A 26,525-nucleotide genomic window follows, 5' to 3' on the forward strand; every position below is an offset into this window, starting at 1 on the left:
GCCTGACGCACGGTGCGTCAGGCTCTTGTCATGTGATTTTGACGGTGACGAGACACAGGTCGTCATCGATTTCAATTTTAGGTACGAGTTGTTCGGCAACGTGACGACTATAGTCAAGCCCGTATGTGGCGACATCTTTTTCAAGCCATCGAATCCCGTCATCGATATCTTTGCTGTAACATTCCATAAGCCCATCTGTATACATATGTAGCTTCATATCTCGTGTGATGTCAATCTCTTTCGACTCATAGTTCGGTTCATCGAACATGCCGACCGGCACCCCTGTCGTCTCAAGTCGGCAATTCCCCGCTTCAGACGTCACGATGACCGGCGGATGACCCGCATTCACATATTCGATTCGACGCTTCGTCGTATCGATGTAGCAATAGACCGCCGTAAAGTAGCTATGCATATCGTCACCCGAGAACAGGAATGTCATCTGACGGTTCAACTCGGTCATGACGTCTACCGGATATTGCACGTTTCCGACAAGACCCGGAAGAATCGACCGGATTCCCATCGTGATGAGTGCCGATGAGACCCCGTGTCCCATGACGTCAAAGATAATGACCCCGTAACGGTCCGGGGCGACCTGGAACCAGGCGTACATGTCCCCTGCCAATTTTTTTGATGGCAAATAAAGGGCGCGAACATCAATCTCTTCGTTACTGATGGGAGGAGTGAGCGCACTTTGTTGAATCTTTTGGGCAAGGTCCAAATCATACTGGAGACGGGCCTCATAAATCTTCCGCTCGTCGACCGCTGCCTTATAGCGAAGCGCAGAGCGAATTCGGGCCAGGAGCTCCGTCACTTTAATCGGTTTGGTCGTATAGTCAGATGCTCCTGCGTCAAGTCCTTCAGCAATTTGCTTCTCATCTGTACGTCCGGAGACCATGATGACCGGCAACTCTTCATATTCTGCCATCTGTCGAATCCGTTTACACGTCTCAATCCCTGAAATCCCGGGCATCTCGACATCCAATAGGACGAGATCATACAGCGATGCGGCTTGTGGTGCCATCAGTAAATCGAGCGCTTCTTCCCCACTTGAGACCGAAATCGTCTCATAGTCGTGTTGGTGAAGCAGTTGCTCGAGTACGAGCGTATTGACCGGTTCGTCGTCCACAATCAAAATCGCCATAACTATCCCTTCCTTCTCTAAGTAGTAATCTATATCGTATTGTACCATATCTTTTCGATGTCACACGACACAACCGTCTATTCATTCCAGTTGATGAACCGGCCCACCATTTGGCATACTTAAGTTAGAAAGTGGGGGATTCTTATGGCCTGGATATTCGCCGTCAGCGGCTTGATTATTTTACTCGTCCTTATCGCGTCCATCGTCGTCATCCAAAAAGGGTACGCGTATAAAGACAATAAAGATGATATCGTCCTCGACTATGACGAAATCAATCGTCGAATCGAGTCCGAAAAAACACAAGAAAAGACAGATCAGTCAGAAGGACCACGTTGAACTCCCCCCATGAAAGTTGGATTGACATGTCCGACTTTTATGGGGTGTTCACTAGGACCCTTCTTTTATTTGAACTCGAATCGGAGCTCACCTTTTTCTAAATATAACGAAGCGTTAAACGTTTTCTCGCCTTTTTTAAACGTATGGACGTTCGATTGACCCCCGTTGATCATCTGTCTCAACTCATCCTTGACGAGTCCGACGCCGAGCACCTGCTTAGAGACGGTGAAACGACAGCCTTCACGATATCCGCTACAGCCGATGAATTTAGGATGTTCGACAAGTCCTTTGCCACAGCTCGGACAGACTCCGAACGACGCTTTCGGCCGTCCCGCCCCTTTCTTCCCATATCGCTTCGCTTCAATCGTATATCCTTCAGGATTCGCTGCCTCAACGCGCGATTTCGCTTCTTCGACGAGATGGATCGACATTTTTTTGGCTTGTTCGATAAATTCTGCGGCAGATGCGGACGCCTGTCCGATCTCATGGAGTCGCTTCTCCCATTTCGCAGTCATGACGGGCGAGGCCAAAATGCTGTCTCCGAGTACATCGATTAAAAGACGACCCTTGTCTGTCGGGACGAGCTCTTTTTTCTGAAGCTGGACATATCCGCGCTTTTTCAACCCGTCAATGATATTGGCGCGTGTCGCCTCGGTCCCGAGACCCTCTACTTCTTTCATGATGTGAATCAACACCTCATCATCAAGCTGTTTCCCGGCGACTTTCATCGCCATGATGAGTGCCCCTTCTGTATAGCGTTTGGGCGGTTCCGTCTGTTTCGACAGCACATCGACAGTCTTCTCCTTCAACACTTCCCCGACAGTCAGTAAAGGGAGCTCGACGTCTTTGGATTTCATCTCGACGACATCCCGATAGCCTGGACGTACGACGACGGTCCCTTTCGCCCGATAGAGATCCTTTCCATCTAACAGGTCGACCGTCGTCTTTTCAAGCATCGCAGCAGGTGCGAACGCCGCGAGGAAACGCCGAATGATGAGATCATACAGTTTTGCCTCATCCCCAGCGAGCCGATTGACATCGCCACATGCTTCCGTCGGGATGATCGCATAGTGGTCACTCACTTTTTTTGCGTTGACGTAACGACGATTTTTGGACGGGTCCTCGGTCAACAACTCTCGGAGTCCGCCGTATGCATCGGACTTTAACAGCCTCGCCTTCGTTTGAGGGAACAGAGTCGCTTCGTCCGGTGTGACGAATCCAGAATCGGTCCGCGGGTAGCTGATCCATCCTTTTGTATATAACTTTTGCGCGATATCGAGCGTTTTTTTCGCCCCGAAACCGAATCGTTTCCCCGCTTCTGCCTGCAATCCGGATAGACTGAACCAAAATGGAGGTTGTTCGATTTTTTCTTCTTTGTCAATCGCTTGGACTGTAGCGGTGCCGGAAGCGCGCCTGACGACCGCATCTGCCTCATCGCGCGTCTTCAGTTTCGTCGTCTTTCCGATGGTGTACTTCGCCTTGAACGTGCTTCGACCTTTAAGTAACGTCGCCTCGACTTCGAAGTACGGTTCCGGTACGAACTGTTTGATTTCCCGTTCGCGATTGACGATTAGGGCAAGTGTCGGTGTCTGCACACGACCGAGCGAGAAGACATCTTCGATTCCGATCGTCTTCAATAAGGTCGTATAAGCGCGTGAGGCATTCATCCCGACGAGCCAATCGGCACAGGCGCGGCTCATCGCCTCATGGTAATACGGGACCGTCTGCTCACCCGGCAGTAGTTCCGAGAACCCACGGTCGACCGCTTGTTCCGTCAAGCTTGAAATCCATAGCCGAGCGAGCGGTTTTTTGTTTCCCGCGAGCCTTAAAATCAGACGGACAATCGCCTCCCCTTCCCGTTCGGCATCCGAGGCGATGATGACGTCTGTGATGGAGCGATCGTGCAACCATTTTTTGATTGCATAAAAAGGCTTTGATTTGCCTTTTGAGATACGGTAGTCGAACCGCTCGGGTACGATCGGGAGCGCATCATATTTCCATGACTTCCACTCCGGTCGATAGTGTGACGGTTCCTGGAGCTCACAAAGGTGACCGACCGCCCATACGACGATCGCCCCTTCAGGAAAACGGGAGCACGGAGAGATTTCGATCTCCTCTTTTCGCTTTTTAGATGGATAGGGAGCGGCCAGTTTTTGTGCTTGTGATGGCTTTTCCGCGATGATTAGTCTCATAATAAGAACTCCTTACTTCGCCTCTTAATTCGAGTCAAGACGTACCTGATTCGATTGCGTCTTCAATATATTTTACTATATCAAGTCATAGATGGACATATCGAGAGAGGATTCGAACGGATCGAAGACGCGAGACTGACCTACAACATGTCCCGGGTCGGACGTTGTCTCGGCTACGACTCATTCAAGTCTTTTGAGGTACCCTGAAAGTGGAGATGTACAACTTGCGTGAGCTCTAAGCCTCTAGCGGACTCACATCGTCCTTCGAGACCTACGTATCGCTTTACAGCCACGACCGTTTCTAGAAATGACTGAACGCCGTAATGACCGACATAGCGATACGGGTTTTCTTCTGCCACCTCTTGACCGAGAGGCGTCAGACCCTCAAGCGCAATCAAATTCCCCCACTCGTCATAACTGTAGCGGGCAATCACTTCCTGAATCTCGTTCGTGATTGCAACAACGTCACCACGTTGGTTGAAGACGTAGTCGAAAGTCGTCCCTTTATACTCAAAGTTAAGGAGCTTACCACTTGCATCTCGATAGAAATTCATCGTGTTCTCAAGCAAATCGTCTCCCGTTTTGCGCGATACAGAGACGAGATCCCCGTTTGAATCGTAATAGTAGAACTCAAAACGGTCGCCTTCAGCGTTCGTCACTTTCTTCGAAGAACGATTGTCCTCGCTGTCGTACGTATACTCGATGCGTTCGGTGACTTTACTTCCTTGCTTCGTTGTGATGCTCATCAACAGGTTGAACGAAGAATAGTGATATTCTTTCACCACATCGAACGCAGTCTGTTTCGCGCTACTCGATGTGCTTGACGGTTTACGAATCGTTTCTTTTGCTAATGACCCATTCTCTCTAAAATCATAGCTGATGTGGCGATAAGTGTTCGTCTCTTTATCGTACTGAATTGAAGTATCGATACGGTTTCCTTGTAGGTACTTATTTTCAGAAATCAATTTGCCGGACTGGTCTTCTGATTTCAGCATATTCCCGCTCAAGTCATACGTATAGCCTATCGTGTCGCTCCCTCGAGTGACAGATTGCAAGAACCCTTCCTTCGTATAGGTATATGTTGAATCATTGTTCGTCGCCTTGATGATTTGCTCATCTTTGTTATATTCATACGTTTCAGAGAAAATGACCGTCTCCGTGTCCTTCTTATTCGTCTGGATCTGGGTCATCTTCTCATTCGGACCATAATTCATCTCATGAGTCAGTCTCGGTCCCCTGATTTTTTTGATTAACTCCGACGTGGTATAGGAGAACTGGAACTCTTCATTGCGCGGTGTAATGATTTTCTTCACTAAATCATTTTCATTATAGTATATCGTTGCCTGACCGAGAGCAGATTGAATGATTTCGGCATTCTCGTCATCTTTATACGTTAAGCTAACAATCCCATTTTCATTCTTCTCTCATGTATACGAAATATGAAATTCCCGTATATACTATTTTCCGCTATCATTAGACTAAGAAATACATAAGTGAAGGAGTGTCGCCATGTCTTATCTCATTTTGTTCGCCGCTGTCTTTTTCTTGTCGACGAGCGTCCTATTCGTCAAATGGACGTCCGCTCCTGCCGAGACGGCCGCCTTTTACCGCATGCTGATCACATGTCTGATGCTATTGCCGTTCGTTGACTTCAAATCACTCATCGGAACACGTCTCATGACTCGATATGCCTTACTCCTTAGCGGGACGCTTCTCGCGTTTCACTTTTGGCTCTGGTTTTTATCGCTCGATTATACGACAGTCGCCAGTTCGACTCTTTTCGTCACATCGAGCCCAATCTTTGTCTTGATTGGAAATGCCGTCATCTTCAAAAAAAATCCGACCAAACAAGGACTCACTTACGCACTCGTCGCTGTCCTCGGGGGTATGCTCGTCGCCGCAGGGGATGTTCAACTCGGTCGTGAAGCGCTCTTTGGGGACATGCTCGCCTTGCTCGCCGCTCTCCTCATCGCCGGATATTGGCTCGTCGGACAACACGTCCGTACCGAGATGAAGACGAACACGTATTCATTTAGCGTCTACCTCGTCGCGACGGTCGTTCTTTGTTTCATGTTGCTCGTACGCGACACGTCGTTCACGGAATTCGAATCGGTCAACTGGTGGTACTTCCTCGCACTCGCATTCTTTCCGACGATCCTCGGGCACAATCTGTTCAATTATGCGCTCGCACGGGTCAGTGCGACAGTCGTCAGCATCACGATTCTCGGTGAGGCACTATGGGGAATGCTGTTCGGGTACGCCTTTTTCGGAGAACGGCTCGGTCCGTTGCAGTGGACCGGTGCCATCATCCTCCTCGCAGGGATCTATCTGTTCCTAAAAGAAGACGCCCGCTCGACTCGAGCGGACGTCTGATTATAGATTCGTAGCTTTCGGGTCCCCCGGACGATCTTCTGCATCCTCTTCTGAAGGACGGAACAACAGCTTACGGTCCCAAAACGCCAGAGCGACCGCCGTCAAAAACGTCATCGCATCGGCAATCGGGAATGCGAGCCAGACGCCGAACACCCCGAGAAACGATGGTAGGATGAAGACGAGCGGAATCGTATAGAGCGTCTGACGGGAAAGCGATAGGAACATGGCGACTCGCGCCTTTCCGAGCGACTGATAAATCCCGTTGACGAGCATCTGCACGCTCGGTAAGAAGGAGACCGCGAACAGGATATGAATCGCGGTCACCCCTCCGGCAATGAGCGCATCATCCGTCGAGAACCATCCCATGAGCGTATGCGGGAACAACTGCAAGACGAGCCAAATGACCACGGCGATTGCAATTCCGGCACGCATCGCCGTCCAAATCGTCTCACGCATGCGATCAAACTGGGCGGCTCCATAGTTGTACCCGACGATCGGTTGCATCCCTTGGACAATACCCATGATCGGCATACCGACGAGCGCCATGAACTTATTGATGATGGCGAAAGTCGCCAACTCATCCGTCCCACCGTACGTCCCAAGCATCACGTTGACGCCGACGAACAGAATCGATTGGGATACCATCATGATGAACGAGGACGAACCGATTGCCATGATTTCCTTGATCTCATCAAACCGAATCCGGAACTGTCGCCATTTGAAGCGCAGTTCCGTTTTTGGTTTACGGGCAAAAAAGAAGCGAAGCATCAATATGGAACCGACGACTTGTGCGAGTGCCGTCGAAATGGCTGCCCCGTACATTCCCCACCCAAAGGTGAAGATAAAAAGAGGGGTCGTCACGAGATTGACGAGGACGGTCGTCAACATGACCTTCATTTGATACGGCGCCTGTCCTTCAGCACGTACCATCGCACTTGAAGCAAGCGTGAACATAAAGAAGGGTGAACTGATCAATACGACCGATAAGTATTGTCGGCTAAGTTCCATGATTTCGGATGTCGCCCCGAACACCATTAATATCTCATCTAGCATAAAGAAGGCAGAACTGACCGCGAACGCCGCAAACAGACCGACGAGGACGAGCACGTTTAAAAACGTGACAGCCGCACCGGCATCGTCCCCGCGCCCGAGCTTCCTCGAACTGATGGACGCCCCGCCGAGCCCGACCGCACTGGACACGGCCATCAAGATCATCTGAATCGGAAACGCAATCCCGATGGCGGCGACGGCTGACGCGCCGATCCCACGGGCGACAAAAATCGTATCAATGATGTTATAGAGCGCCGTCACGAGCATCCCAATCATCGCCGGAAGCGATAATTTGAAGAGGAGTCGGCCGATGGGCTCAGTCCGTAATTGCTCTGTGTTTTGGTTCATCCTTCCATCCCTCCGTCTCTACCTCTTAGGGTAGCAGGATTGGACGGTCCGGGCGACTATGTTGGCTCGAAGGATGTGTCAGACGACTACGCGTGCGGGTACGCTTTTTCGCTTGCGCATAATAAAATCGGTCGCGACCGGTTCATCTACTTTCACGCGAATCGTCATCATCGCTTGATTAGCTGACTCGAGCGGCTGTCCGTCCACATTTTCAATCGACTCGATGACTTGCGAGAAGCGTTTAAATCCGGGCCCAAAAAATTCGACCTCTTCCCCGACCGAGAAATGGTTTCGTTGCTCTAGTGTCGCCATCCCGCTCGTCGGGTCGTATGAGATGACCCGTGCGGCAAAGGCATACTGCGGAATCGAACGCGGTTTCCCGAACAACTGCTCTTTTTCGGTTGGAATGCCGTAATAGAATCCGCTCGCCAGTTCACGTTGGGCCGCTTTCCAAATCTCTTCTTCCCATGCCGGGTCGAAGACAAAATTCTCCGGGTCCTCACAGTACGCGTCAATCACTTGACGATAGACGTTACATACGGTCGCGACGTAATGAATCGACTTCATCCGCCCCTCGACTTTCAAACTGTCGACTCCCGCGTCCACGAGGTCAGGGATATGCCGCACCATCGATAAGTCGACCGAACTCATTGTGAACGGTTCTTCGTCGCGCGCTTCCATCTCTTCTGTCAACAGTTCACCCTCTTCGAAGAATCCATATTTCCAGCGGCATGATTGGGCGCAGCCTCCACGATTGGCATCACGTAGTGTCATGTGGTTAGACAACGTACAGCGACCGGAATAAGAAATGCACATCGCTCCATGGACGAACGTCTCAATCTCGACATCGACTTCCTGTTTCATTTTCACGATTTCATCCATCGATACTTCACGAGCCAAGACGACCCGTTCAAGGCCCTCGTCCTTCCAAAAACGAAGTGTCTCGTAGTTGGTCGCCGAGGCTTGAGTCGACAGATGGACCGGCAGTCCTTCAGCTTCCGTGAGACACGTCTCGATCATCGCCGGATCGGAGACGATGACCGCGTCAATTCCGATATCACGCAGTGTCTGAAAGAATTCACCTGCCCCTTCGATATCACCTTCATGCGTCACCATGTTCGCGGCGACGTATACTTTCGCATTGCGAGCATGGGCGAACGCCACACCTTCTCGCATCTCCTCATAACTAAAGTTACCGGCACGTGAACGCAGACCAAATTGCTGTCCGCCGATATAGACCGCGTCGGCCCCGTAGTGAATCGCCATCTTCAATTTTTCTAAGTTACCTGCTGGCGCTAATAATTCTGGACGTCGTTTCATGTTTATCCCTCACTTGATCTCTTCTGGCTTGCGTAGCAACAATCCCGTTCCGAGACGGAATCCTTCCGGTTGCAGGTCGTTGAGACGAGCTTCCATCTCAACACGGTCAAATCGACCGTTCAATAGATTCGCACGGACGAACGTAAACAATTTAACGATTTCGACAAACTGGTCGCCCGCATGCCATCCGTCAAGTTTCCACGTATGAAGCCCGTGTTTGACTAGCGTTGGCAGCTGCCCCATGAGTGTCAGATCTTCAGAGAAAATATGCGTCCCGTTCTCGTCTTCATAAATCGGGTACCGGCTAGATGCATCAGCAGGCTCGCTCATGTAAAACTCGCGTTGTTTCGCCTCTTCAGAAGGGCGACCGAGTTCGTTGAAATAGTTCGTCACGAGCGGACGCTTGGAGTGATGGATACAAGTCGGACCATACACCTGTACTTCTACCGGCAGTCCGATTTGTTGCTGGATGAGAGCGAGTTCCTCGAGCGTCACTTCGCGTGCGACGACCGCTCCGATTGCCTCCCGTTTGCCCCAAAACTGAATTTGTTTGGCGGACGTGACGAGCGTTTGGGCATCGTACCAATAAGGAATCTTCGCTTGTCGAATCAGACGGATCGCTCCAGGGTCTCCAGCCGTCACATCATCGACTCCGATCGCCCTCAGTTCCTGTAAATATTCGGGCAACTCATCAATCTGGTCGTTATGCATCAAATTATTGACGGCCACCGTCACTTCTTTCCCGTATCGATGGGCAAGTTGTGTGACTTCCCTCACAGCATCGATAGTCCACTCTCCTTTTTGTCGTAACCCGAACCGTGAATTCCCGATATACAGTCGGTCAGCGCCCGCTTTAATTAACGCTTCTGCTTGATCGACGCTTTGTGCCGTAGTGACGAGCTGAATCATCATGATTGTTTTTCTCCTTACTTTGTGAGTCTAATCACATTTTCTTGCTATACTTTAGCATACGTTTCAATGTGTAAACGAGGCAGGATTTTAACAACTCGTGAAGAATTCAGTAACAATGTATGACTTTTCATCAAAGGAGTGGATCATGTTGTCAAAGACAGCTTTAATCACCGGTGCCTCGATGGGCATCGGTTTAGACTTGGCCGTACTCGCCGCACGAGATGGGTACGACTGTATCCTCGTATCTCGAAACGAGCCGCGCTTACACGAATTGAAAAAAGTACTGGAGACGAGATATCGCATCAACGTCCATGTCTTCGCGCTTGATTTGGCAAAGCATGACGCCGCAGCCCGATTGACTAGTATGATCGCCGAGGCGGGACTTTCCGTCGACTTTTTAATCAACAATGCCGGTTTTGGTACATCCGGTGCATTCGCCGACCTCGATGCCGAGACGGAGGCGGACGAGGTCCGATTGAACGTCAACACGTTGACCGAACTGACGAAAGCCTATCTACCTGGCATGCTCGAGCGTGACCACGGTCATGTATTAAATGTCGCCTCCGTCGCCGCGTTCCAACCAGGACCGTATATGGCCGTCTATTACGCGACGAAGGCATACGTCCTTTCCTTCACCGAGGCGATCCATGCCGAAGTGAAAGGAAGCGGTGTTCACGTCAGTGTCCTCTGCCCTGGTCCGACTGACACGAACTTCTTCGATCGCGCCGGAAGTGAATTGTCATTCTCAAAAATGCCATCTCACCTCGTCGCCTTTTTCGGATATAAAGGTGTCATGAACAACAAACGGGTGATTGTACCTGGCCTCTCGAACCAGCTATTGGTCGGTTTGGCTAAGTTGATGCCACGGGCTCTCAGTCTCGAAGTATTACATCGTGTTCAAAAGCCAACAGACGGTAAAGCCGCTGAATCGACGACATGAAAAAGGAGCGACCCGCGTAGGTCGCTCCTTTTATAATTCAGAATGCAATCGAGACACAGTCACAAGCCGATGAAGAAAGACTCCTGCTGGAATCATCGTCATGAGCGCAGTCGAGAGGACGACCGCCCACGCGATCACAGCGTTTAACGTCCATTCTCCCGAAGTGAGTTGATCCATCACATTCAATTGATTTACCGAAAGAACAATCATGAGTGCCGGCCACACGCTTGTTGCCAGAATACTCAGCATTGCAAAACGGGCTCTCGTGTAACGCTTCGCTAAAAGAACAAGGTTTAACACGATAAACAATAACCCTACGAGTAGAAACATACCGACTTCCGTGACATTGACATAAGCATCCATCCGTCGTTCACCTCACTCAATATGATAGGAATATTGTATATTTACCCGAGTTGACGAAGGAATATGCGCTCAAATAACGGACGAATCAATAGGAGGAAGACGACGTTAGAAATGCCGTGGACGAAATCAAATGGGAAACTAAGCAAAAGTAATTTCAAAAAGTCTGCACCAATCACTTCGATAAACGCGACGTTCGTCGTCCATCCGTATAAAAAACCAGATAGAAATCCTAGTACGAGGAAGAGTACGGGCGACTTTAATAAAAGCGGTCGAAACAGGCTGACGAGCAATACGACAAGGAGCCACCCTAAAAATTGATAAAGGACGAACGGTCCAATCCCAAGCAAGAGTCCTGACAAGATCGGCACGAAGAGTGCGAGGATGGCTGCACCGTTCAAGCTGACGAGTAGAGCGGTCAACATCAAAATCGCCGTCGTCGGTTGAACGTTCGGGATTGTCATAAAGAGCCAACGACCAATCACCGCGAGCGCTAAAAGTTGGACAAGTGGTTGAATCGGAATCGAGGATTTCTCGAATCGATACAAGACGACAATCGCAATCAAGATGGCGAGGATGTAAGTGACCATAACGTACTCCGTTCTTGGAAGAGTGAACGTGTCCCATGAAAGACGATCCGACCGCTCGCAAGGTAAATGACATCTGTCGATCGGTCAATCAGTTCCATGTCGTGTGTCGCACAAACGACCCTTGCCGTCTCAGCCTTCTGTCGTACTGCTTCAACGAATGCTTCACGTTCCTGCCCCGTTAAATCTACAGTCGGTTCATCGAGCAAAAGGACGCTCGACGGATCATGAAGCACGCCTTGCAGTTGCGCGACCCGTCGTCTTTCTTCCTTCTGGCTTGGACCGTATTCTGGTTCGGCAGAAAGATAGACGGCTCGTTCGCCTCGCTTCACCCGTCCCTTGAGCGGTCGTCTGCTTCGGGCCAACAATTCGAGCAAGGTCGACTTCCCGCTCCCGTTCGTCCCGATACAGACCGTGAGTCCTGGCTTATTCAACTGGATGGTCACATCATCGATTGCATACACCGCTTGAAGCGGATGCCGATAAGATACATCTTGCGCATCGATTATTGGTGCTCTATTCGATTCGGTGAATGTGAACGTCACGTCGCCTGACTGCTCACGCGCCCTTTCCGTATAGCCGATTTGAACACCGAGCCCGGAGATACGCCGGAGCAACAGCTCAAGGTGTTCTTTACGAAATTGATCAAGATGCCGAAACGGTTCGATGAGAACGATTGATTCTGGTCGGTCCACTAGTGCAAAGGCAACACGAACGATCTGTTGTTCACCACTCGAACATGTGTCGAACCGCTTCGGATAGAGTGCATCGATTTGTAACAGTGTAGCAAGCTCTGCCCCTCGAAACGGGTCCCCACTCGATAATAAATGCCCGACTTTCCCTGAGAACGGTTGGTTCATCTCGATGACGCGTGGTCGGTAGCGTTCGACATATTCTTCGAACGTCCCGTCAGCGGTAGAGAGCCATTGCATCACGCAAACCTCCTTTCGTAACGTACGGATAAATGAGCCAAAATATAATTGTCCACTGGAGCGCTACCCAGCAAGTCATTACAATCAAGATAATCTGAAGAGCATCCTCTACTCGAAAGTGACGCATCGGTTCAGAGGCAAATCTCGGCTCCTGTTGCTGACTCTCGATTCCAATCCGTATCCCTTCTCGCCATAATTTTTTCGGATGACTCCTAATCGATTGGCGCACTGCTTGTTCCATCGATGGGATGAGTGCCCACGCCCCATACAATAGCGACGATGATCTAGGCCAATTCGTTAACAGTGGAAGCAGGCGCTCCAGACGAATAATGCGAGCGATCCACAACATGCCTAGTAAAAAGGCGGCCAAGCTCACTAGTTGACGCCATATGTACGAGAGTGAAATGTCCCATCCGAATAATCCAGGCAGTACCGAGACCAATCCGAAAGCAATCAATACCCCTAACATCGCCCAAGGAAAACGGCGTTCGAGAATAAGCAGAATGACAAGCGCGATGACAAAAACAGTGATGTCATCGACATTCGTCAGCACGTATAGGTGGCTAAGGAGAAAGAAAAAGAGCGTGACAGGATGTCTCCGCTCCCAATCTGCCTCATTCGAAGAAAGCAATCGCATCTTCTTCGAACCGCCACTGAATGACATCGGTCGATTCTACTTCTTTCGCACCGGCACCTTCATCTCCCGGAGCACCGTTAAAAGCAAATACCCATCCTGACGATTGTCCTTCTGATTTTTCTTCGATTCCCTCGATTGCCGTCACGTATGACATGTCACCGTTTCCTGTCACTTCGAGGTCAAGCCCAGTCGCCTTCAACGCATCGAGCACAGTCGCGTCTTCTTCAAGGCAGACGCTTTTTTCTTGATAGATCGTCTCTTCGGTCGCTGCATTGTATACTGAGATGGTCGGACTTACATCACATGCCTCACGTTGAGCTTCTTCACCGCCACATCCGACAAGGAGTGCAGTCGTTAATAGAGAAATGCTTATATATGGTTTTATCATTCTGTCAAATCCTCTCGTTGATGTATCGAATAATTATATAGAATCGCATAACGTTCCCCAGAACTACGCCCTTCTTGTGTCAGTCCAACGAGTTGAATGCTGTTGGCAAGGACTGGTTCCCGCTGTAGCCAGAACTTGACGAGCTCATCGTCCCGATTGAGCATGAGCATCGACTCGTTTTCGAACGTGTACATATCGTACAATCCATCATAAGAGAGTTGTAAGATTGGTGCAGCTACAACATCAGTGTATTCCTCCCATGACGGCTCTCGTAAAGTCGACAACATATGGTCAAATTCAACGAGTTTTTCAAAGAACGCCTGTCCAGATTCTTTTCGTAGTTCATCAACCTGCTCATAGGCGAGTTGTCCAGACTCGTATGTCACACGAATCTGTTGGAACGACTCGGCTCTCTCCACCATCAGTAAGTATTCAATGGACTTGACGTTTCCTACCCGGTCAATTTGTAGCTTGCCCCGGTCTAATTTAATCGAATCACTGTTGATTCGCTGCAATAATTTCTCTGTCATGTCGTCAAATGATTCGTCCGCGACGGAGACGGCACCAATCTGTTGGGATTCGGCTCGGAATCCCGATTGATCAAACAACGGGACAAAGAGTAAGACGATAAAGAAGAAGAAGCCTAATAGCGCCCCATACCATTTATAGCGGCTGTTCTGCTTTGGAAAGAATAAAAAAGACAATAAGAATCCGATCGGGATGTGAAAACCGCCGATTGGAAAGGAGACGATTCCAAGCAAAGAATAAAACAAGAACTTCGGAAAGAAATTAGCTTCCGGCTCTTTTAATTGATTCAATCGAATCCCTAACAGAATGCTGATTGCTAAAAACGCGGCCCATACATAGAGTTGAATGGTCACATCAATCCCCCACTGTATATTCTAAAAAGTCGGTCGCCACTAAACTCGACGGAAAATCCGATACGACTTCTCGTTCAAACTCTTCTTCTCGTCCGACGTAGCGAGCGGAGATGTGCGTGACGATCAGCTTGCCGACGGAACACGCTTTCGCGAGCGCTGTCGCTTCACGTGTCGTCGAGTGCCCATATTTGCGTGCGAGCGGCTGTTCATTTCCCATAAATGTCGCCTCATGAACGAGAAGGTCCGCACCTTCTGCTAAGATTCGAGCGTTCTCACAAGGGGTCGTATCACCGAGAATTGCAACGACTTTACCCGGAATCGGTTCAGTGACATATTCTTTAGAATCATACCATTTTCCTTCATATTCAAACCGTTCTTCTTCTTTGATTGTTTTATAGATGGGTCCACTCGGGATTCCAAGCTCCCTCACCTTGTCAACGCGTAACGTTCCACGTTTTTCTGGACCGTTGATGCGAAAACCGTAAGATGGGAAACGATGCTCTAATTTTCTCACAGTGACGAGATGACCGTCTTGTTCGAATGTATCTCCATCCGTGAACTCGACAACGTTCAACTCATAACCGAGATGAGAACCCGTGATACGAAATGTCGCTTCAAGCCATTTTTTCAATCCTTTCGGCCCATAAACAGTCACAGCGTCCGTTCCATCTAGGGCAGAGCGGGTCGATAAGAATCCAGGTAAGCCGAAAACATGGTCTCCGTGGAGATGGGTCACCCATACCGCCGTCACTTTCCTCGGTTTGGTCTTCGTATAGAGCATTTGATGTTGTGTCCCTTCACCACAGTCAATCAACCAGGTGACTTTTGGAAGGTCGATCGCGAGTCCCGACACATTGCGCTGTTTCGATGGCATCCCTGAACCAGTTCCTAAAAACTGTAACTTCATAAATATTTTAGTCCTTTCTCCAAGCCGTTCCATGCTATAATAAAGTAATCGCTGAAAAGGATGTGATTTGTGATGACCAAGGCAGAACAAACCGAATCGATCTATGAAACGATTCTAGAACGTGCAGCTTTGATGAATCGCTTGCACCAAAAAGAACAAGGCACCTCTATCCGCATTCACGACATAGCGATCGAACTTCATTGCACAGACGAATTGATTTTAGAATCATTGGAGTTCGCAGCATAACGAGTACGAACACATACGAAGAGCCGACGAATAGTCGGCTCTTTTTTTATTGCTCGGTTGATGCGACTTCTTCGACGATTGTCACGACATATTCGATAAGTTTGTACAACTCTTCGAGCGGCATCCGTTCGTTCGTCGTATGAATCTCTTCATAGCCGACCGCTAAGTTGACCGTTGGGATTCCGCCACCCGCAATCACGTTGGCATCCGATCCGCCACCTGAATGTAAGATACGTGTCGGGCGTCCGATTGCTTGAGCCGCGCGTTTCGCGACTTCAACGACCTCGTCGCCTTCTTCAAACTTGAATCCAGGATACATGATGTGGATGTCGACCTCAGCACGAGCACCAAACGACTCAGCGACTTCAATGTAGGCCTGCTTCATCGTTTCTGCCTGCTTCTCCATCTTCTCGTGGATGAGCGAGCGTGCCTCTGCGAGTACTTCGACGTAGTCACACACGATGTTTGTCGCGCGTCCGCCTTCGAAGCGTCCGATATTCGCAGTCGTCTCTTCATCGATTCGGCCGAGAGGCATCTTCGCGATGGCTTTAGCTGCGATTTGAATCGCCGAGATGCCTTTCTCTGGCGCGACACCCGCATGAGCCGTTTTTCCGTAAATCTTCGCGTTTACTTTCGCTTGTGTCGGTGCCGCAACGATGATGTCACCGACCGGTCCATCCGAGTCAAGCGCAAAGCCGAACTTCGCATCGATCTTCGACAAGTCCAACACTTTCGCACCGACGAGACCTGATTCTTCTCCGACCGTAATCACGAATTGGATTTGGCCATGTGGAATCTGTTTTTCTTTCAACACACGAACGAGTTCAATCATTGCCGTGAGTCCCGTCTTATCATCTGCTCCGAGAATGGTCGTGCCATCTGTGACGACATACCCATCTTTAATACTCGTCTTGATTCCTTTACCTGGTGTCACAGTGTCCATGTGAGCCGTGAAGTAAATCGGATCGATATTTTCTTTCGTTGCAGGCAACGTGATGATCAAGTTGTTACCAGAGTGCGCCGTCTTCGTTGATGCGTCATCCTCATAGACGTCGCAACCAAGCTCAGTGAAGACACCTTTCAAGTGTTCACAGATGACCGCTTCTTCCTTCGTTTCTGAATCGATGCCGACCAACCCTAAGAAAGTGTCGAGCACACGTGTCTCGTTTACCATAAACAACATCCCTCCATCCAAACATTTCTTGACCATTATAACAAACTCCCTTAGATTGCACGAATCTTTTCCATTCTGTACAATGATGGCAAACACGTTTATGGAGGCAAGCCATGAAGAAAAAACAGAAAAAACGACAACGCATCATTCAAATCGGCGTCGTCGTCATCGTCTCAATCTTTTTGATCAGCACGTTTCTCTCGAGCATGACCATGTTCTTTTAAGAGCAGGATATATCGCTCTTTTAAGATCAAGTAACTTTTCACATCAGATAAAATATTCAATAAGGATGAGCGTACCTCAAATTCCTCACGAGTCGTGGGGAGAGGTACGTTTTTTCGATAGTGCTCAATCATCTCTTCAAGTTCTTGCAGGAAGACCGAGGCGTCCGCCTGTTCGTTCACGTGGTCTCCGACCCGACGCAAAAACGTCGCAACTGGTTTCGCTTCATTGACGACCATCGTGATCTCTCTTGCGTTATCGGCGACACGCTTCAAAATATCATATTGTCGCTCACGCATCCGGAAGTATAGATAATCCATGTCTTCGTTACGCTTCCCAATCGAGTTACCCATACGGCGAAGGGATAAGTCCTTCCCTTCCTTCAGATAATCTCGCGTCTTGATGAGCATCATCGAATGATTGTTATACACACCGGTCTCGATACAAGCCGCCACATCGTAAAACAGTACCGCGAGCGAGCGGTCGATACTATCTTTGATGCGCTCGATTTCCCGGTCAAGCGTCGGCATATACATGTTGACGACGAGCCCGACACCGACACCGATGACGATCAGTAAAAGCTCGTTAATGAACAGCTCTACTGAAAATTGTGCTTCGGTATAAAGATGCGTCAAGATGACGACACTCGTGATCAATCCGTCCTGCAGTTTCAATTGTTGTACGAGCGGAATGAAGATGACAAAATAAAGAGTAAGTGTCACTGGCGAATAACCAAGTAATGCGAACATCGCCGCGCCCATTCCGATAGCGAGGAGACTCGCCATGACGCGCTCATAGGAGGCTCGAATCGATTTTTTTCGTGTTTCTTGAATACTCAAGATGGCAATAATGGCTGCGAATACAAAATAATCAAGATGGATCGTCTCGGAAATGAGCATCGCGATACCCGCTGCGACCGCGGTCTTCAACGTCCGCGTTCCAATTTTCATATTCATTTCCCCCTTCTTCATCAAATTGTTGACTAAATTAACTCGTTTGGCAATTCAAAAGTTTGGAAGTGATCTAATTGAAACGAAAGAGAAAACGTACAATATGGCCGATGGTCGCGACACTAAGTATCGCAGTCGCCGCATTTTTATGGATTCAATCCGGAGATGAAGACATGTATACCGTCGAGACCATGACGAATGGCGATCGCGTCACGCGGTCATTCGAATCTCTCGCTGAAGCGAAACGATATATGACTTCTGGTAAGAACCGCACCCTGTTCTCTCCTTCCGGTGAAGTCCTCGATTTCACGGGTACCGGGATCGTCGTCACCCCAAGTGATGCGATCACAAATTTATATGAAGATGAGGCGTTCAAAAAGCGACAATCATATGTCGCCGGCGGCACACGACTTCAGTTAATCGAACGAGGAAACGGTCATTTAAAAGTTCGCATCTCAGGAGCTGACGTCTATGTCAAACCGGATCATATGGCGTTATTCCCTGAAGCAGTCGTGGAAAGACGTGGATATTATGAAATCCGGGATGGTGATGTCTACCATACGGTCGAAGCAAATGCCAATCTCGCTGGAACGTTCCTCGTCGGACCAACGAAAAAGCGCTCGGATGATCGCTACTATACGGAACGCGTCCAAGACGTCTTCGACTCTCCTTATCAATTTGCATCGATTCGTTCGTCCTCTCCGTATACCACGAAAGAGTTTGATCAATATTTACGGTCCATCGATTCTCCGCTCGCAGGGGAAGGAAAGGCCTTTAAACGGGCAGAGGATACGTACGGAATCAATGCTCTGTTCTTACTTGCGGTTGCCGGGCATGAATCAAGATTTGGAACGTCCGACATCGCACGGGAAAAGCGAAACCTATTTGGATTCCGGGCGACGGACGACAACCCGAGTGAGAATGCCACAATGTTTAAAACTATCGATGCAAGCGTTCAGGCTGCTGCAGAACTGTTTGCGACTAAATATGTCAAAGGTCCATACGCTCGCGGAGATTACCCCGGTAACAAACAGGAAGGCATCAACATCTTCTATGCTTCGGACCCATACTGGGGCGAGAAGGTCGCCGGTACGATGTATACGATTGATCGTGAGCTCGGTTTGAAACAGTTGAAGCAAATCCAATGAATAGTAGCCCGGCTCATATGAGTCGGGCTACTTGACGCTTCGTTCGATTATAACGTGTTTTCCACCTCTTGCTCGTACAATTCGATGAGTCGATTGTTGTCGAGCACTTGCTCACTTGACGCTTCGTACCGTTCTGTGACGAGCGGAATCAAATCTTCCCATACGACCCATTTGACGTATTGATCGCGATAATAATCATGATTGAGCTCATACACGCTCATCTCTTTTGCCTCGGCATATCGTCTTTGTGACTCGACTACCGTCGCATCCGGTCCTTTTTCAATCCATTCATCGACTTCGTCACCCGTTACTACGATGCCATAGTCACTTTTCGCATGGTCCAACCATGCACGTTCAAAATCAGCTTGGTCTTTAGCGCGGATTAGAAGTTGCTTCACATCGATGGTTTCATCAAACATCTTCATCTCCACGTACATCCGTTCTGCCAACTTTCGTTCGAAATCGTTATTGATTCGAGGAGCCACATCGTTTTGAAACGCAGCAAGCATCTCCTTCAGTTCTTCGACCGTCGACTCAGGATAAACCTTCGTCTCCGTTTGGGTGAACATCTTATTTTCGATCTGTTCAGATATTTTCTTTGAATCAGACCGATCGATGAGTACAAATATTCCGACAATGATAAGAATGAATAGGGTCAATCCTGTAATGCGCTTCATATTCCATCATCTCCTATTGTAGATACACGTCATGGTTTTGAATATCAATCGTTACATCTTGTGTATACGTCTCGAGTTAAAAGAATGTTTCAACATCGAATGACACTTTATTGAAGGAGTTTTACATCATTAGACGAATATGTAAAATGAACGACCATTCATTTTTGAGGGGGAAACAGGATGAAAACGATTTGGATTACCGGGGGATCGTCCGGTATGGGGAAAGCCATGGCATTGAAATTTAAACAAGAAGGGTGGAGCGTGGCCATCAGCGGTCGAAACGAGGAGCGACTGAAAGATGCGATGAACGACCTGAACGCCATCGACGCGGGTCAGGCGATGAGTGTGCAACATGACGTTCGTGATTATGAAGGATGCGCGCAAGCACTCGCTGACATCGTGTCCGCATACGGTCCAGTCCACGCGCTCGTTAACAACGCTGCCGGCAATTTCGTCTGCCCGACACTCGATTTGTCTCCAAACGGTTGGGCGAGCGTGATCGATATCGTCTTGAACGGGACGTTCAACTGCACCCATGTTCTCGGGAAACATTGGGAAGCAGAAGAACTCCGTGGCGGGTCAATCATCAACATGGTCGCCTCGTATGCGTGGCAGGCCGGCCCCGGTGTCGCACCGAGTGCTGCAGCGAAAGCGGGGGTCTTGAACTTGACACGAACGCTCGCAGTCGAATGGGGCTATCAGTTCGGCGCGCGCGTCAACGCGATCAGTCCTGGACCGATTGAACGGACAGGCGGTGCCGAAAAACTCGTCTCCCACGTGAAAGAAGTGGAGCGCATTCGCCGTAACGTCCCACTCGGACGGTTTGGAACACCGGAAGAAATCGCGGACCTGGCTTACTGGATGGCATCAGACGAGATGCGCTATTTAAACGGGGATTGCATCTCTCTTGACGGTGGTCATTGGTTGAACAAGCATCCGTTCTAAGCAAAAGGACGACCGAATATACTCGGTCGTCCTTTTCATGTATCGATCCCGTCCCATTCTTCATGAAACTGCTTTAAAAAGCGTTGCATGAAAGTATGGCGTGACATCGCCAAGCGTTTAGCTTTTTCCGTATGCATATTTCCCGCCAATTTCAACAACTTATCTTGAAAATGTTGAACGGCACTCGTCTCTGCCAAATCAAGCGGCGTACCGAGAGAACCTGCATATTGGAATGTCCTCGCAATTCCGATAGCACCAATCGCATCAAGACGGTCGGCGTCTTGCAAAATTTCGCTTTCCCGAGTCGTCGGCGTCTTTCCTTTTGAGAAAGAAACCTCATCAATCACCGCCATCACCAAATTCACTTGCTCGTCAGTGATGTCAATTGAGGACAGGTGCTGTTTGACGAGACCCTTCGGACGACCGAGCTTATGGTCTTCCACGTCGTGTAGATATGCCGCCAGGAGAAGAACCGTCCGATTGACCGGTTCATTCTCCATTAAACGCTCCACCAATCGAACGACACGCTCAACGTGAGCGACGTCATGACCTGAAGAGTCATTTGCATGAATCGTTTCGATGAACTGCTTCGTCTCCTGAATCACATTCATGATTAAATCTCGATGGTCGTATTCGGTTCAATCAAGAGACCGCGACGGTGCAGTTGGTCACAAAACGCCTGAGCATCCTGTTTAATCGGCGGAAACGTATCAAAGTGGATCGGGACGACACGTTTCGCTTGTAGCCACTGTGCCGCATCTAATGCGTCTATAGGTCCCATTGTGAAATTGTCCCCGATCGGAAGGAAGGCGACATCGATTTCAAAACGTTCACCATACATCTTCATATCTGAGAAGAGACTCGTGTCTCCTGCGTGATAAAGCGTCAACCCATTCGTTTCGATGATGAATCCAGCTGGCATCCCCATGTAGACCGGCGTGTCTCCCATATCCAAACTTGAACTGTGGAAGGCTTGCGTCATCGTGACGCGGCCGAACGGGAAATCGTGTCCGCCGCCGATATTCATACCGTGTACAGAATACCCTTTCTTCTCATAGTAGCTCGCAAGCTCATGCGTCGCCACAATCGTCGCACCCGTCTCTTTCGCAATCAATTCGACATCTTCGATATGATCAAAATGAGCATGCGTGAGCAACAAATAATCGGGCCGCAGTGTAGAAGGGTCTACTTCGGTATGAGGATTACTCGTCAAGAATGGGTCAATCAACACGTTCACACCATCTACCTCAAATCCTACTGTCGCATGTCCATAATACGTGATTTTCATGTGCATTCATCCTTCCCTCGTGAGATCAGATTACAACACTTTCTCCAAGAAGCGTTTTGCCCGGTCTGTTTGCGGGTTTAACAACAGGTCAGCCGGCTTGCCTTCTTCCATGAGGATCCCTTCGTCGAGGAAGAGCACGCGGTCCGCCACTTCACGGGCGAAGCCCATTTCGTGTGTGACGACGACCATCGTCATTCCCGTCTCAACCAAGCCTTTCATGACATCGAGTACTTCGTTAACCATTTCCGGGTCAAGTGCTGACGTCGGTTCATCGAACAACATGACGTTCGGTTCCATCGCCAAGGCACGAGCAATCGCGACACGTTGTTTTTGTCCACCTGAAAGTTGACTCGGATAGGCATCGATTTTCTCAGAAAGTCCGACGCGTTCAAGTAATTTTTTCGCACGTTCGAGTGCTTCAGCTTTACTCACCTTCAACACATTGACCGGCGCATACGTCAAATTATCCAATACGCTCATATGTGGGAACAGGTTGAATTGTTGAAACACCATCCCGATATTTTGACGAGCCTTGGCGACGTTCGCACCTTTTTTCGTTAGCTCGAACCCGTCGACACTGACCGTCCCGCTCGTTGGAATCTCAAGCATGTTCAAGCAACGTAGAAATGTCGATTTACCAGACCCGGACGGTCCGATGACAGCGACCACTTCACCACGTTCGATCGTCGTCGTGATTCCTTTCAATACTTCTAAGTCACCAAATTGTTTGTATAGGTCTTTTACCTCGATCATCTTCCATCACTCTTTCTTAACCGTTTTTCAAGACGTTGTCCAAGATACGTCAAGATCATCACTATTGTAAAGTATATCACACCGGCAAATAGAAGCGGTTCGAAGTAGATTGCCTTCTGCCCACCGACGATTTGTGCGCGGCGCATGATGTCAAGCACTCCGACCGTCGAGACGAGGGCAGACTCTTTCGTCAACGTGATCATCTCGTTCACTAAAGCAGGCAAGATATTCTTGAATGCCTGCGGCAAGATGATGGAACGTAATTGTTTCACATAAGGGACACCGAGGGCATCCGATGCTTCCCATTGACCTTTGTCGACTGCTTGGATACCGGCACGGATGATTTCTGAAATATACGCCCCCGAGTTCAGTGAGAAGGCGATAACCGCCGACTGATAAGGTGTCGTGATATAGCCGGTCAGTTGCGGCAATCCGAAGTGGATGATGGCGAGTTGTAAGATGAGCGGTGTTCCACGAAACACGGCCGTATAAGCATGACCGAGGAAGTTAATCAAGCGGTTCGGCACAATCTTCAACGTAGCAACAACAATCCCAAGCGTGATCCCGATCAATGCCGAGACGATGACGACTTGGAACATGACTGGAATCCCTTCGAGTATGTAAGGGATAGAATCATAAATCCGACTAAAATCCATTGTAAGTTCCTCCTAAAAAAGGCTGACCGATTTCTCTTCAGTCAGCCCCGTACGATTCATTATTCGGCTGGTGCAGCCTCTTCTTCAAACCATTTTTGTGCTAACTCGTCAATGTCTCCATTGTCGATCATCTTCTTCAACTCTTCATTGAATTGATCACGGAGCTCATCGTCTTTACGGAAGGCAGCAGCAGAACCTGCTTCTTCCTCGTCCACGATTTCAAATGTTGTCAACTCACTGTCTTGATCGAGGTATTTCTTCGCGACCGTGTCTTCAATGACCATCGCGTCAATACGTCCCGTCTTGATTTCTTGAATAATCTCAGGAATCTTGTTCAACGATACGATTTCTGCGTCTTGAATCTGGTCTTGTGCGATTCCTTCTTGAATCGAACCGAGTTGGACACCAATCTTTTTGCCTTTCAAGTCTTCAAGAGATTGAAGTGAGTCATCTTTCGATAAGATTAAGTTCACCGCAGTGAAATAAATATCCGAGAAATCAGCATTCTCTTTACGCTCTTCAGTCGGTGTCATCCCAGCCATGACGAAATCGACACGCCCTGCATTGAGTGCTCCAAGTAAACTACCAAAATCCATATCTTCAATTTTCAATTCATATCCCATGTTTTCCGCCACTTTTTTGGCGATATCGATATCAAATCCAACGATGTCGTCGCCATTCGCCGTATCGACGAACTCATATGGGAAGTAATCGGCACTCGTTCCCATGACAATGACTTTGTCATCTTCCCCATCGGTCGATGACGATCCTCCTTCGTTCTCGTCTGTCCCACATGCGACCGAAAACGCGGCTAGTCCTGCTAAACATAATGCTAGAAAACCTTTTTTCATCTCCATCTTCCTTTCGTAGTTGAATGACAATTATCAGAACTTTAACAAAATTATGACATATGTGTCATTGCAGCTCAACTGTTCAATGACACATCAGTTGTCCGACTTGTATCTTCAACCACTATATACACATAATTATTAATTGTAAAGTATATTCATGCATTTTATCTAAAAAAAAGAAGGTCACATCCGCTCGAAAGCGAAATATGTGACCGTTCCATTGTCGCGAGACCCGTATGGTTGAACCTGTTTAACAGAAGACATAGGGATGGCACTATACACGTGCGGATAGCGCTCCCCGTCTTCATCTAGTTCATAATGTAACAGCTGTCCTAGTCGGTTAACGTGGAGCGAGACGAGCACGACCGACTCTCCAAAAAAAGATTGTTTTACCACTTTTCCTATTTGCTGCGGTGTACAACATTTGATTGTCCCTTCGGATTGAAGTGATGGTTCATTGATTTCACCGCGTGACAGGGCAATCATATATTCTGCCTCCGTCATGATTTTGATGACTGGTTCCATATGCATTGCCCCTTTTTACAAAAACGCAAAGGCAGGGCCTTTGCGCCGATGTGTGATTATGAGAAATAGATGTCAAACAATGTTTGCAACTGATCGACGAGTTCTTCAGCAGTAGCTGACTCGATTTCACTGCGTTCTACCATCGTCACGATGTTTCCATCTTCAAGAAGAGCAATTGACGGTGAAGACGGTGCATATCCTTCAAAATACTCCCGTGCACGGTCAGTCGCTTCACGGTCTTGACCGGCAAACACAGTAACGAAGTGGTCAGGTTTTACACCTTCCATCTTGTTCACGTACGCAGCGGCCGGACGAGCGATGCCGCCTGCACAGCCACATACCGAGTTGACGAGGACGAGTGTCTTCCCTTCTTTTTTGAGTGCCCCGTCCACCTCTTCCGGTGTCGTGAGCTCTGTGTATCCTGCAGCACGTACTTCGTTACGCGCTTGTTCGACTACATCTTGAAAATATAATTGAAAATCCATGTTGTTTCCCCTTTCGACATTCGTCTATACTCTCCTATTTTACGTCTTGTTCCACCTCGAGGACAAGTCTATCGCTCAATTCTCGTTCTAAGAACGGATCGGCATGTATCATTTGCTTGAAGGCGAGATAACGCGCTTTCGTCTCAGCGGTTGCCACGCGGTTCGTCAAATAGGCACGAATCATAATATTTTTTGGTGTGTGTTCGAGATCGATAAATTCGAGCAGTTGTGCATCATACCCGACAAGTCCAAGCAGTTCTGCCCGAATCGAATCTGTCGCGAGGGAGGCGAAACGTTCCTTGATCAGTCCATGTTGTAGCATCACGTCCAAGTTCGGTGCTTGAATTTGACGATTCAATTCTTTTTGGCAACACGGGACGCTTAAGATGACGTTTGCGCCCCAACGTACAGCACGTGCTAACGCCATGTCTGTCGCCACATCACATGCATGGAGCGTCACGACCATATCGACGGCCGTCTCCCCTTCATATTCATTAATGTCCCCGACTAAAAACTCCAGCCGTTCATAGCCGAGATCCTTCGCGATGGATGCACACTCTTCGATGACTTCTTTCTTCAAATCGAGTCCCGTGATGTGGACGTCATACCCTTTCATCTCATGTAAGAAATGATAGAGAGCGAACGTCAAATACGATTTGCCCGAACCGAAATCGAGAATACGGACAGTGCGATCCGTAGGTAAATGTTTGAGTGAATCCTCGATGAACTCGAGGAAGCGGTTGATTTGTTTGAATTTGTCGTACTTTTGTCGTTTCACTTTCCCGTCTGTAGATTGAATGCCTAGGCGAATCAAGAATGGGACCGGTTCGTCAAGTGGCAGCACGTACTGCTTTTCCCGATTATGGCTCAATTGAACTTCTTTTTGAGCCGTATGTTTCTCTTTCAATGTCACTTTGAACTTTTTCGATAACTGGAACTGAAGATCGGATTCTTTTAATTGAAACTGACCTTGTCTGAACGTTTCAAGGAGCTCGATCATTTCCGATACAGCCTCGTCTGGTGTCAAATTTTTATGATTCATCACACGCTCATACTGATACTCGAACTGGATATGATATGCATTCCGAATCAGGACCGGTTTCAATTTGACCCGTCTTAAATCACTTGATTTTTGGCGGGGTTGACTGATGGTCGCCGACACGAGATGATTTGATTCAATAACGTCTTCGAGACGTTCTAATAATGCTGTATATTCCAATGGATTCAATCCTTTTTAAGAAATTTTGAAACATATCGTTTCACCTGTCCGTACATACTATTACACGAAGACGGCGTTACGT

Annotated in this window: 30 protein-coding genes; 6 read left to right on the forward strand and 24 right to left on the reverse strand. The window is 48.6% G+C overall.

From position 1 onward, the window contains the following. Positions 1–28: 28 nt before the first annotated feature. Entirely contained in the window at positions 29–1,141 is a 1,113-nt protein-coding gene (locus KNO98_RS03115; protein WP_214698891.1) for a PP2C family protein-serine/threonine phosphatase, read from the reverse strand. 144 nt (positions 1,142–1,285) lie between these two features. Between KNO98_RS03115 and ytzI the strand changes: the two genes are divergently transcribed. After that, positions 1,286–1,477: a YtzI protein gene (gene ytzI / locus KNO98_RS03120; RefSeq protein WP_026825791.1), complete on the forward strand. Its 192-nt coding sequence runs from the start codon at positions 1,286–1,288 to the stop codon at positions 1,475–1,477. 65 nt (positions 1,478–1,542) lie between these two features. Here ytzI and KNO98_RS03125 read toward each other — a convergent pair whose 3' ends face one another. Together KNO98_RS03125 and KNO98_RS03130 are read right to left on the reverse strand one after the other, a co-directional pair. Then, positions 1,543–3,669, reverse strand: a complete 2,127-nt coding sequence (locus tag KNO98_RS03125) for a DNA topoisomerase III (RefSeq protein WP_214698892.1) — start codon at positions 3,667–3,669, stop codon at positions 1,543–1,545. 173 nt (positions 3,670–3,842) lie between these two features. Beyond that, positions 3,843–4,982: an RHS repeat domain-containing protein gene (locus tag KNO98_RS03130; protein ID WP_214698894.1), complete on the reverse strand. Its 1,140-nt coding sequence runs from the start codon at positions 4,980–4,982 to the stop codon at positions 3,843–3,845. Between the two features lie 196 nt (positions 4,983–5,178). Between KNO98_RS03130 and KNO98_RS03135 the strand changes: the two genes are divergently transcribed. Then, positions 5,179–6,042, forward strand: coding sequence for a DMT family transporter (locus tag KNO98_RS03135; RefSeq protein WP_214698896.1), 864 nt, complete (start codon positions 5,179–5,181; stop codon positions 6,040–6,042). Here KNO98_RS03135 and KNO98_RS03140 read toward each other — a convergent pair whose 3' ends face one another. The 3 genes from KNO98_RS03140 to KNO98_RS03150 all read right to left on the reverse strand — a co-directional run bounded on the left by KNO98_RS03140 (position 6,043) and on the right by KNO98_RS03150 (position 9,672). After that, entirely contained in the window at positions 6,043–7,440 is a 1,398-nt protein-coding gene (locus KNO98_RS03140) for an MATE family efflux transporter (RefSeq protein WP_214698898.1), read from the reverse strand. A 78-nt stretch (positions 7,441–7,518) separates the two neighbouring features. Then, positions 7,519–8,760 (reverse strand): peptidase U32 family protein, encoded by a 1,242-nt coding sequence (locus KNO98_RS03145; protein WP_214698900.1) that lies wholly within the window; start codon positions 8,758–8,760, stop codon positions 7,519–7,521. A 9-nt stretch (positions 8,761–8,769) separates the two neighbouring features. After that, a complete protein-coding gene (locus KNO98_RS03150; protein ID WP_214698902.1) occupies positions 8,770–9,672 on the reverse strand; it encodes a peptidase U32 family protein in 903 nt (300 codons plus the stop codon). A gap of 145 nt (positions 9,673–9,817) precedes the next feature. Here KNO98_RS03150 and KNO98_RS03155 point away from each other — a divergent pair, with 145 nt between their 5' ends. After that, positions 9,818–10,612 (forward strand): SDR family NAD(P)-dependent oxidoreductase, encoded by a 795-nt coding sequence (locus KNO98_RS03155; RefSeq protein ID WP_214698904.1) that lies wholly within the window; start codon positions 9,818–9,820, stop codon positions 10,610–10,612. Between the two features lie 30 nt (positions 10,613–10,642). On the opposite strand, the gene KNO98_RS03160 is transcribed toward KNO98_RS03155, so the two are convergent. From KNO98_RS03160 to rnz, 7 genes are read right to left on the reverse strand one after another with little or no spacing between them, the layout of a single operon-like run. Continuing rightward, complete coding sequence (locus tag KNO98_RS03160; RefSeq protein WP_026825782.1) at positions 10,643–10,975, reverse strand: hypothetical protein; 333 nt, start codon at positions 10,973–10,975, stop codon at positions 10,643–10,645. Between the two features lie 41 nt (positions 10,976–11,016). Then, positions 11,017–11,562, reverse strand: a complete 546-nt coding sequence (locus KNO98_RS03165) for a hypothetical protein (protein ID WP_214698906.1) — start codon at positions 11,560–11,562, stop codon at positions 11,017–11,019. Beyond that, positions 11,535–12,491 (reverse strand): ATP-binding cassette domain-containing protein, encoded by a 957-nt coding sequence (locus KNO98_RS03170; protein WP_214698912.1) that lies wholly within the window; start codon positions 12,489–12,491, stop codon positions 11,535–11,537. The genes KNO98_RS03165 and KNO98_RS03170 overlap by 28 nt, the downstream gene beginning before the upstream one ends. Next, on the reverse strand, positions 12,469–13,155 hold the full coding sequence (locus tag KNO98_RS03175; RefSeq protein ID WP_251129946.1) for a hypothetical protein: 687 nt from the start codon (positions 13,153–13,155) through the stop codon (positions 12,469–12,471). Before KNO98_RS03175 ends, KNO98_RS03170 begins: the two co-directional genes overlap by 23 nt. Then, positions 13,106–13,516 carry a DUF4430 domain-containing protein gene (locus KNO98_RS03180; protein WP_214698914.1) on the reverse strand — a complete coding sequence of 137 codons (411 nt, stop codon included), beginning with the start codon at positions 13,514–13,516 and terminating at the stop codon, positions 13,106–13,108. Before KNO98_RS03180 ends, KNO98_RS03175 begins: the two co-directional genes overlap by 50 nt. Then, positions 13,513–14,397: a hypothetical protein gene (locus KNO98_RS03185; RefSeq protein ID WP_214698916.1), complete on the reverse strand. Its 885-nt coding sequence runs from the start codon at positions 14,395–14,397 to the stop codon at positions 13,513–13,515. Before KNO98_RS03185 ends, KNO98_RS03180 begins: the two co-directional genes overlap by 4 nt. Before the next feature lies 1 nt (position 14,398). Next, positions 14,399–15,304 (reverse strand): ribonuclease Z, encoded by a 906-nt coding sequence (gene rnz / locus KNO98_RS03190; protein WP_214698917.1) that lies wholly within the window; start codon positions 15,302–15,304, stop codon positions 14,399–14,401. A gap of 72 nt (positions 15,305–15,376) precedes the next feature. Here rnz and KNO98_RS03195 point away from each other — a divergent pair, with 72 nt between their 5' ends. Further along, entirely contained in the window at positions 15,377–15,550 is a 174-nt protein-coding gene (locus KNO98_RS03195) for a hypothetical protein (RefSeq protein ID WP_214698924.1), read from the forward strand. Positions 15,551–15,596: 46 nt separating this feature from the next. On the opposite strand, the gene KNO98_RS03200 is transcribed toward KNO98_RS03195, so the two are convergent. Then, positions 15,597–16,724 carry a M20/M25/M40 family metallo-hydrolase gene (locus KNO98_RS03200; protein ID WP_026825775.1) on the reverse strand — a complete coding sequence of 376 codons (1,128 nt, stop codon included), beginning with the start codon at positions 16,722–16,724 and terminating at the stop codon, positions 15,597–15,599. A 173-nt stretch (positions 16,725–16,897) separates the two neighbouring features. Further along, complete coding sequence (locus KNO98_RS03205) at positions 16,898–17,896, reverse strand: aromatic acid exporter family protein (protein ID WP_214698926.1); 999 nt, start codon at positions 17,894–17,896, stop codon at positions 16,898–16,900. Positions 17,897–17,973: 77 nt separating this feature from the next. Between KNO98_RS03205 and KNO98_RS03210 the strand changes: the two genes are divergently transcribed. Continuing rightward, positions 17,974–19,044: an N-acetylglucosaminidase gene (locus KNO98_RS03210; RefSeq protein ID WP_251129948.1), complete on the forward strand. Its 1,071-nt coding sequence runs from the start codon at positions 17,974–17,976 to the stop codon at positions 19,042–19,044. 47 nt (positions 19,045–19,091) lie between these two features. Here the strand turns inward: KNO98_RS03210 and KNO98_RS03215 are convergent, their stop codons facing one another. Beyond that, on the reverse strand, positions 19,092–19,721 hold the full coding sequence (locus tag KNO98_RS03215) for a hypothetical protein (RefSeq protein WP_214698932.1): 630 nt from the start codon (positions 19,719–19,721) through the stop codon (positions 19,092–19,094). Between the two features lie 180 nt (positions 19,722–19,901). Between KNO98_RS03215 and fadH the strand changes: the two genes are divergently transcribed. Continuing rightward, positions 19,902–20,666, forward strand: a complete 765-nt coding sequence (fadH, locus tag KNO98_RS03220; RefSeq protein ID WP_026825771.1) for a 2,4-dienoyl-CoA reductase — start codon at positions 19,902–19,904, stop codon at positions 20,664–20,666. A 35-nt stretch (positions 20,667–20,701) separates the two neighbouring features. On the opposite strand, the gene KNO98_RS03225 is transcribed toward fadH, so the two are convergent. The 8 genes from KNO98_RS03225 to KNO98_RS03260 form a co-directional block, all read right to left on the reverse strand. Beyond that, a complete protein-coding gene (locus KNO98_RS03225; protein WP_214698934.1) occupies positions 20,702–21,277 on the reverse strand; it encodes an HD domain-containing protein in 576 nt (191 codons plus the stop codon). Positions 21,278–21,279: 2 nt separating this feature from the next. Continuing rightward, positions 21,280–21,954, reverse strand: a complete 675-nt coding sequence (locus tag KNO98_RS03230; protein ID WP_026825769.1) for a metal-dependent hydrolase — start codon at positions 21,952–21,954, stop codon at positions 21,280–21,282. Positions 21,955–21,984: 30 nt separating this feature from the next. Next, complete coding sequence (locus tag KNO98_RS03235) at positions 21,985–22,707, reverse strand: amino acid ABC transporter ATP-binding protein (RefSeq protein ID WP_026825768.1); 723 nt, start codon at positions 22,705–22,707, stop codon at positions 21,985–21,987. Next, complete coding sequence (locus KNO98_RS03240; protein ID WP_026825767.1) at positions 22,704–23,363, reverse strand: amino acid ABC transporter permease; 660 nt, start codon at positions 23,361–23,363, stop codon at positions 22,704–22,706. Before KNO98_RS03240 ends, KNO98_RS03235 begins: the two co-directional genes overlap by 4 nt. Positions 23,364–23,422: 59 nt before the next feature. Beyond that, positions 23,423–24,214 carry a transporter substrate-binding domain-containing protein gene (locus KNO98_RS03245; protein ID WP_026825766.1) on the reverse strand — a complete coding sequence of 264 codons (792 nt, stop codon included), beginning with the start codon at positions 24,212–24,214 and terminating at the stop codon, positions 23,423–23,425. Positions 24,215–24,397: 183 nt separating this feature from the next. Continuing rightward, positions 24,398–24,739 carry a DUF952 domain-containing protein gene (locus KNO98_RS03250; protein ID WP_026825765.1) on the reverse strand — a complete coding sequence of 114 codons (342 nt, stop codon included), beginning with the start codon at positions 24,737–24,739 and terminating at the stop codon, positions 24,398–24,400. A 56-nt stretch (positions 24,740–24,795) separates the two neighbouring features. Beyond that, positions 24,796–25,224, reverse strand: a complete 429-nt coding sequence (locus tag KNO98_RS03255; protein WP_026825764.1) for a BrxA/BrxB family bacilliredoxin — start codon at positions 25,222–25,224, stop codon at positions 24,796–24,798. Between the two features lie 34 nt (positions 25,225–25,258). After that, positions 25,259–26,443 (reverse strand): class I SAM-dependent methyltransferase, encoded by a 1,185-nt coding sequence (locus tag KNO98_RS03260; protein ID WP_214698936.1) that lies wholly within the window; start codon positions 26,441–26,443, stop codon positions 25,259–25,261. Positions 26,444–26,525 lie beyond the last annotated feature (82 nt).

It is taken from the genome of Exiguobacterium sp. s57 (assembly GCF_018617685.1).
Taxonomy (GTDB): domain Bacteria; phylum Bacillota; class Bacilli; order Exiguobacteriales; family Exiguobacteriaceae; genus Exiguobacterium; species Exiguobacterium marinum.

Bases quoted from the DNA above. Each gene is read 5' to 3' on its own strand.
- KNO98_RS03140 (WP_214698898.1), bottom strand. From the start codon at position 7,440: ATGAACCAAAACACAGAGCAATTACGGACTGAGCCCATCGGCCGACTC.
- KNO98_RS03175 (WP_251129946.1), bottom strand. From the start codon at position 13,155: ATGTCATTCAGTGGCGGTTCGAAGAAGATGCGATTGCTTTCTTCGAAT.
- rnz (WP_214698917.1), bottom strand. From the start codon at position 15,304: ATGAAGTTACAGTTTTTAGGAACTGGTTCAGGGATGCCATCGAAACAG.
- KNO98_RS03240 (WP_026825767.1), bottom strand. From the start codon at position 23,363: ATGGATTTTAGTCGGATTTATGATTCTATCCCTTACATACTCGAAGGG.
- KNO98_RS03155 (WP_214698904.1), top strand. From the start codon at position 9,818: ATGTTGTCAAAGACAGCTTTAATCACCGGTGCCTCGATGGGCATCGGT.
- KNO98_RS03135 (WP_214698896.1), top strand. From the start codon at position 5,179: ATGTCTTATCTCATTTTGTTCGCCGCTGTCTTTTTCTTGTCGACGAGC.
- KNO98_RS03250 (WP_026825765.1), bottom strand. From the start codon at position 24,739: ATGGAACCAGTCATCAAAATCATGACGGAGGCAGAATATATGATTGCC.
- KNO98_RS03125 (WP_214698892.1), bottom strand. From the start codon at position 3,669: ATGAGACTAATCATCGCGGAAAAGCCATCACAAGCACAAAAACTGGCC.
- KNO98_RS03225 (WP_214698934.1), bottom strand. From the start codon at position 21,277: ATGAATGTGATTCAGGAGACGAAGCAGTTCATCGAAACGATTCATGCA.
- KNO98_RS03115 (WP_214698891.1), bottom strand. From the start codon at position 1,141: ATGGCGATTTTGATTGTGGACGACGAACCGGTCAATACGCTCGTACTC.
- KNO98_RS03205 (WP_214698926.1), bottom strand. From the start codon at position 17,896: ATGAAAATTGGAACGCGGACGTTGAAGACCGCGGTCGCAGCGGGTATC.
- fadH (WP_026825771.1), top strand. From the start codon at position 19,902: ATGAAAACGATTTGGATTACCGGGGGATCGTCCGGTATGGGGAAAGCC.
- KNO98_RS03165 (WP_214698906.1), bottom strand. From the start codon at position 11,562: ATGGTCACTTACATCCTCGCCATCTTGATTGCGATTGTCGTCTTGTAT.
- KNO98_RS03145 (WP_214698900.1), bottom strand. From the start codon at position 8,760: ATGAAACGACGTCCAGAATTATTAGCGCCAGCAGGTAACTTAGAAAAA.
- KNO98_RS03230 (WP_026825769.1), bottom strand. From the start codon at position 21,954: ATGAAAATCACGTATTATGGACATGCGACAGTAGGATTTGAGGTAGAT.
- KNO98_RS03200 (WP_026825775.1), bottom strand. From the start codon at position 16,724: ATGGTAAACGAGACACGTGTGCTCGACACTTTCTTAGGGTTGGTCGGC.
- KNO98_RS03160 (WP_026825782.1), bottom strand. From the start codon at position 10,975: ATGGATGCTTATGTCAATGTCACGGAAGTCGGTATGTTTCTACTCGTA.
- KNO98_RS03195 (WP_214698924.1), top strand. From the start codon at position 15,377: ATGACCAAGGCAGAACAAACCGAATCGATCTATGAAACGATTCTAGAA.
- KNO98_RS03180 (WP_214698914.1), bottom strand. From the start codon at position 13,516: ATGATAAAACCATATATAAGCATTTCTCTATTAACGACTGCACTCCTT.
- KNO98_RS03170 (WP_214698912.1), bottom strand. From the start codon at position 12,491: ATGCAATGGCTCTCTACCGCTGACGGGACGTTCGAAGAATATGTCGAA.
- KNO98_RS03255 (WP_026825764.1), bottom strand. From the start codon at position 25,224: ATGGATTTTCAATTATATTTTCAAGATGTAGTCGAACAAGCGCGTAAC.
- KNO98_RS03150 (WP_214698902.1), bottom strand. From the start codon at position 9,672: ATGATGATTCAGCTCGTCACTACGGCACAAAGCGTCGATCAAGCAGAA.
- KNO98_RS03215 (WP_214698932.1), bottom strand. From the start codon at position 19,721: ATGAAGCGCATTACAGGATTGACCCTATTCATTCTTATCATTGTCGGA.
- ytzI (WP_026825791.1), top strand. From the start codon at position 1,286: ATGGCCTGGATATTCGCCGTCAGCGGCTTGATTATTTTACTCGTCCTT.
- KNO98_RS03235 (WP_026825768.1), bottom strand. From the start codon at position 22,707: ATGATCGAGGTAAAAGACCTATACAAACAATTTGGTGACTTAGAAGTA.
- KNO98_RS03245 (WP_026825766.1), bottom strand. From the start codon at position 24,214: ATGAAAAAAGGTTTTCTAGCATTATGTTTAGCAGGACTAGCCGCGTTT.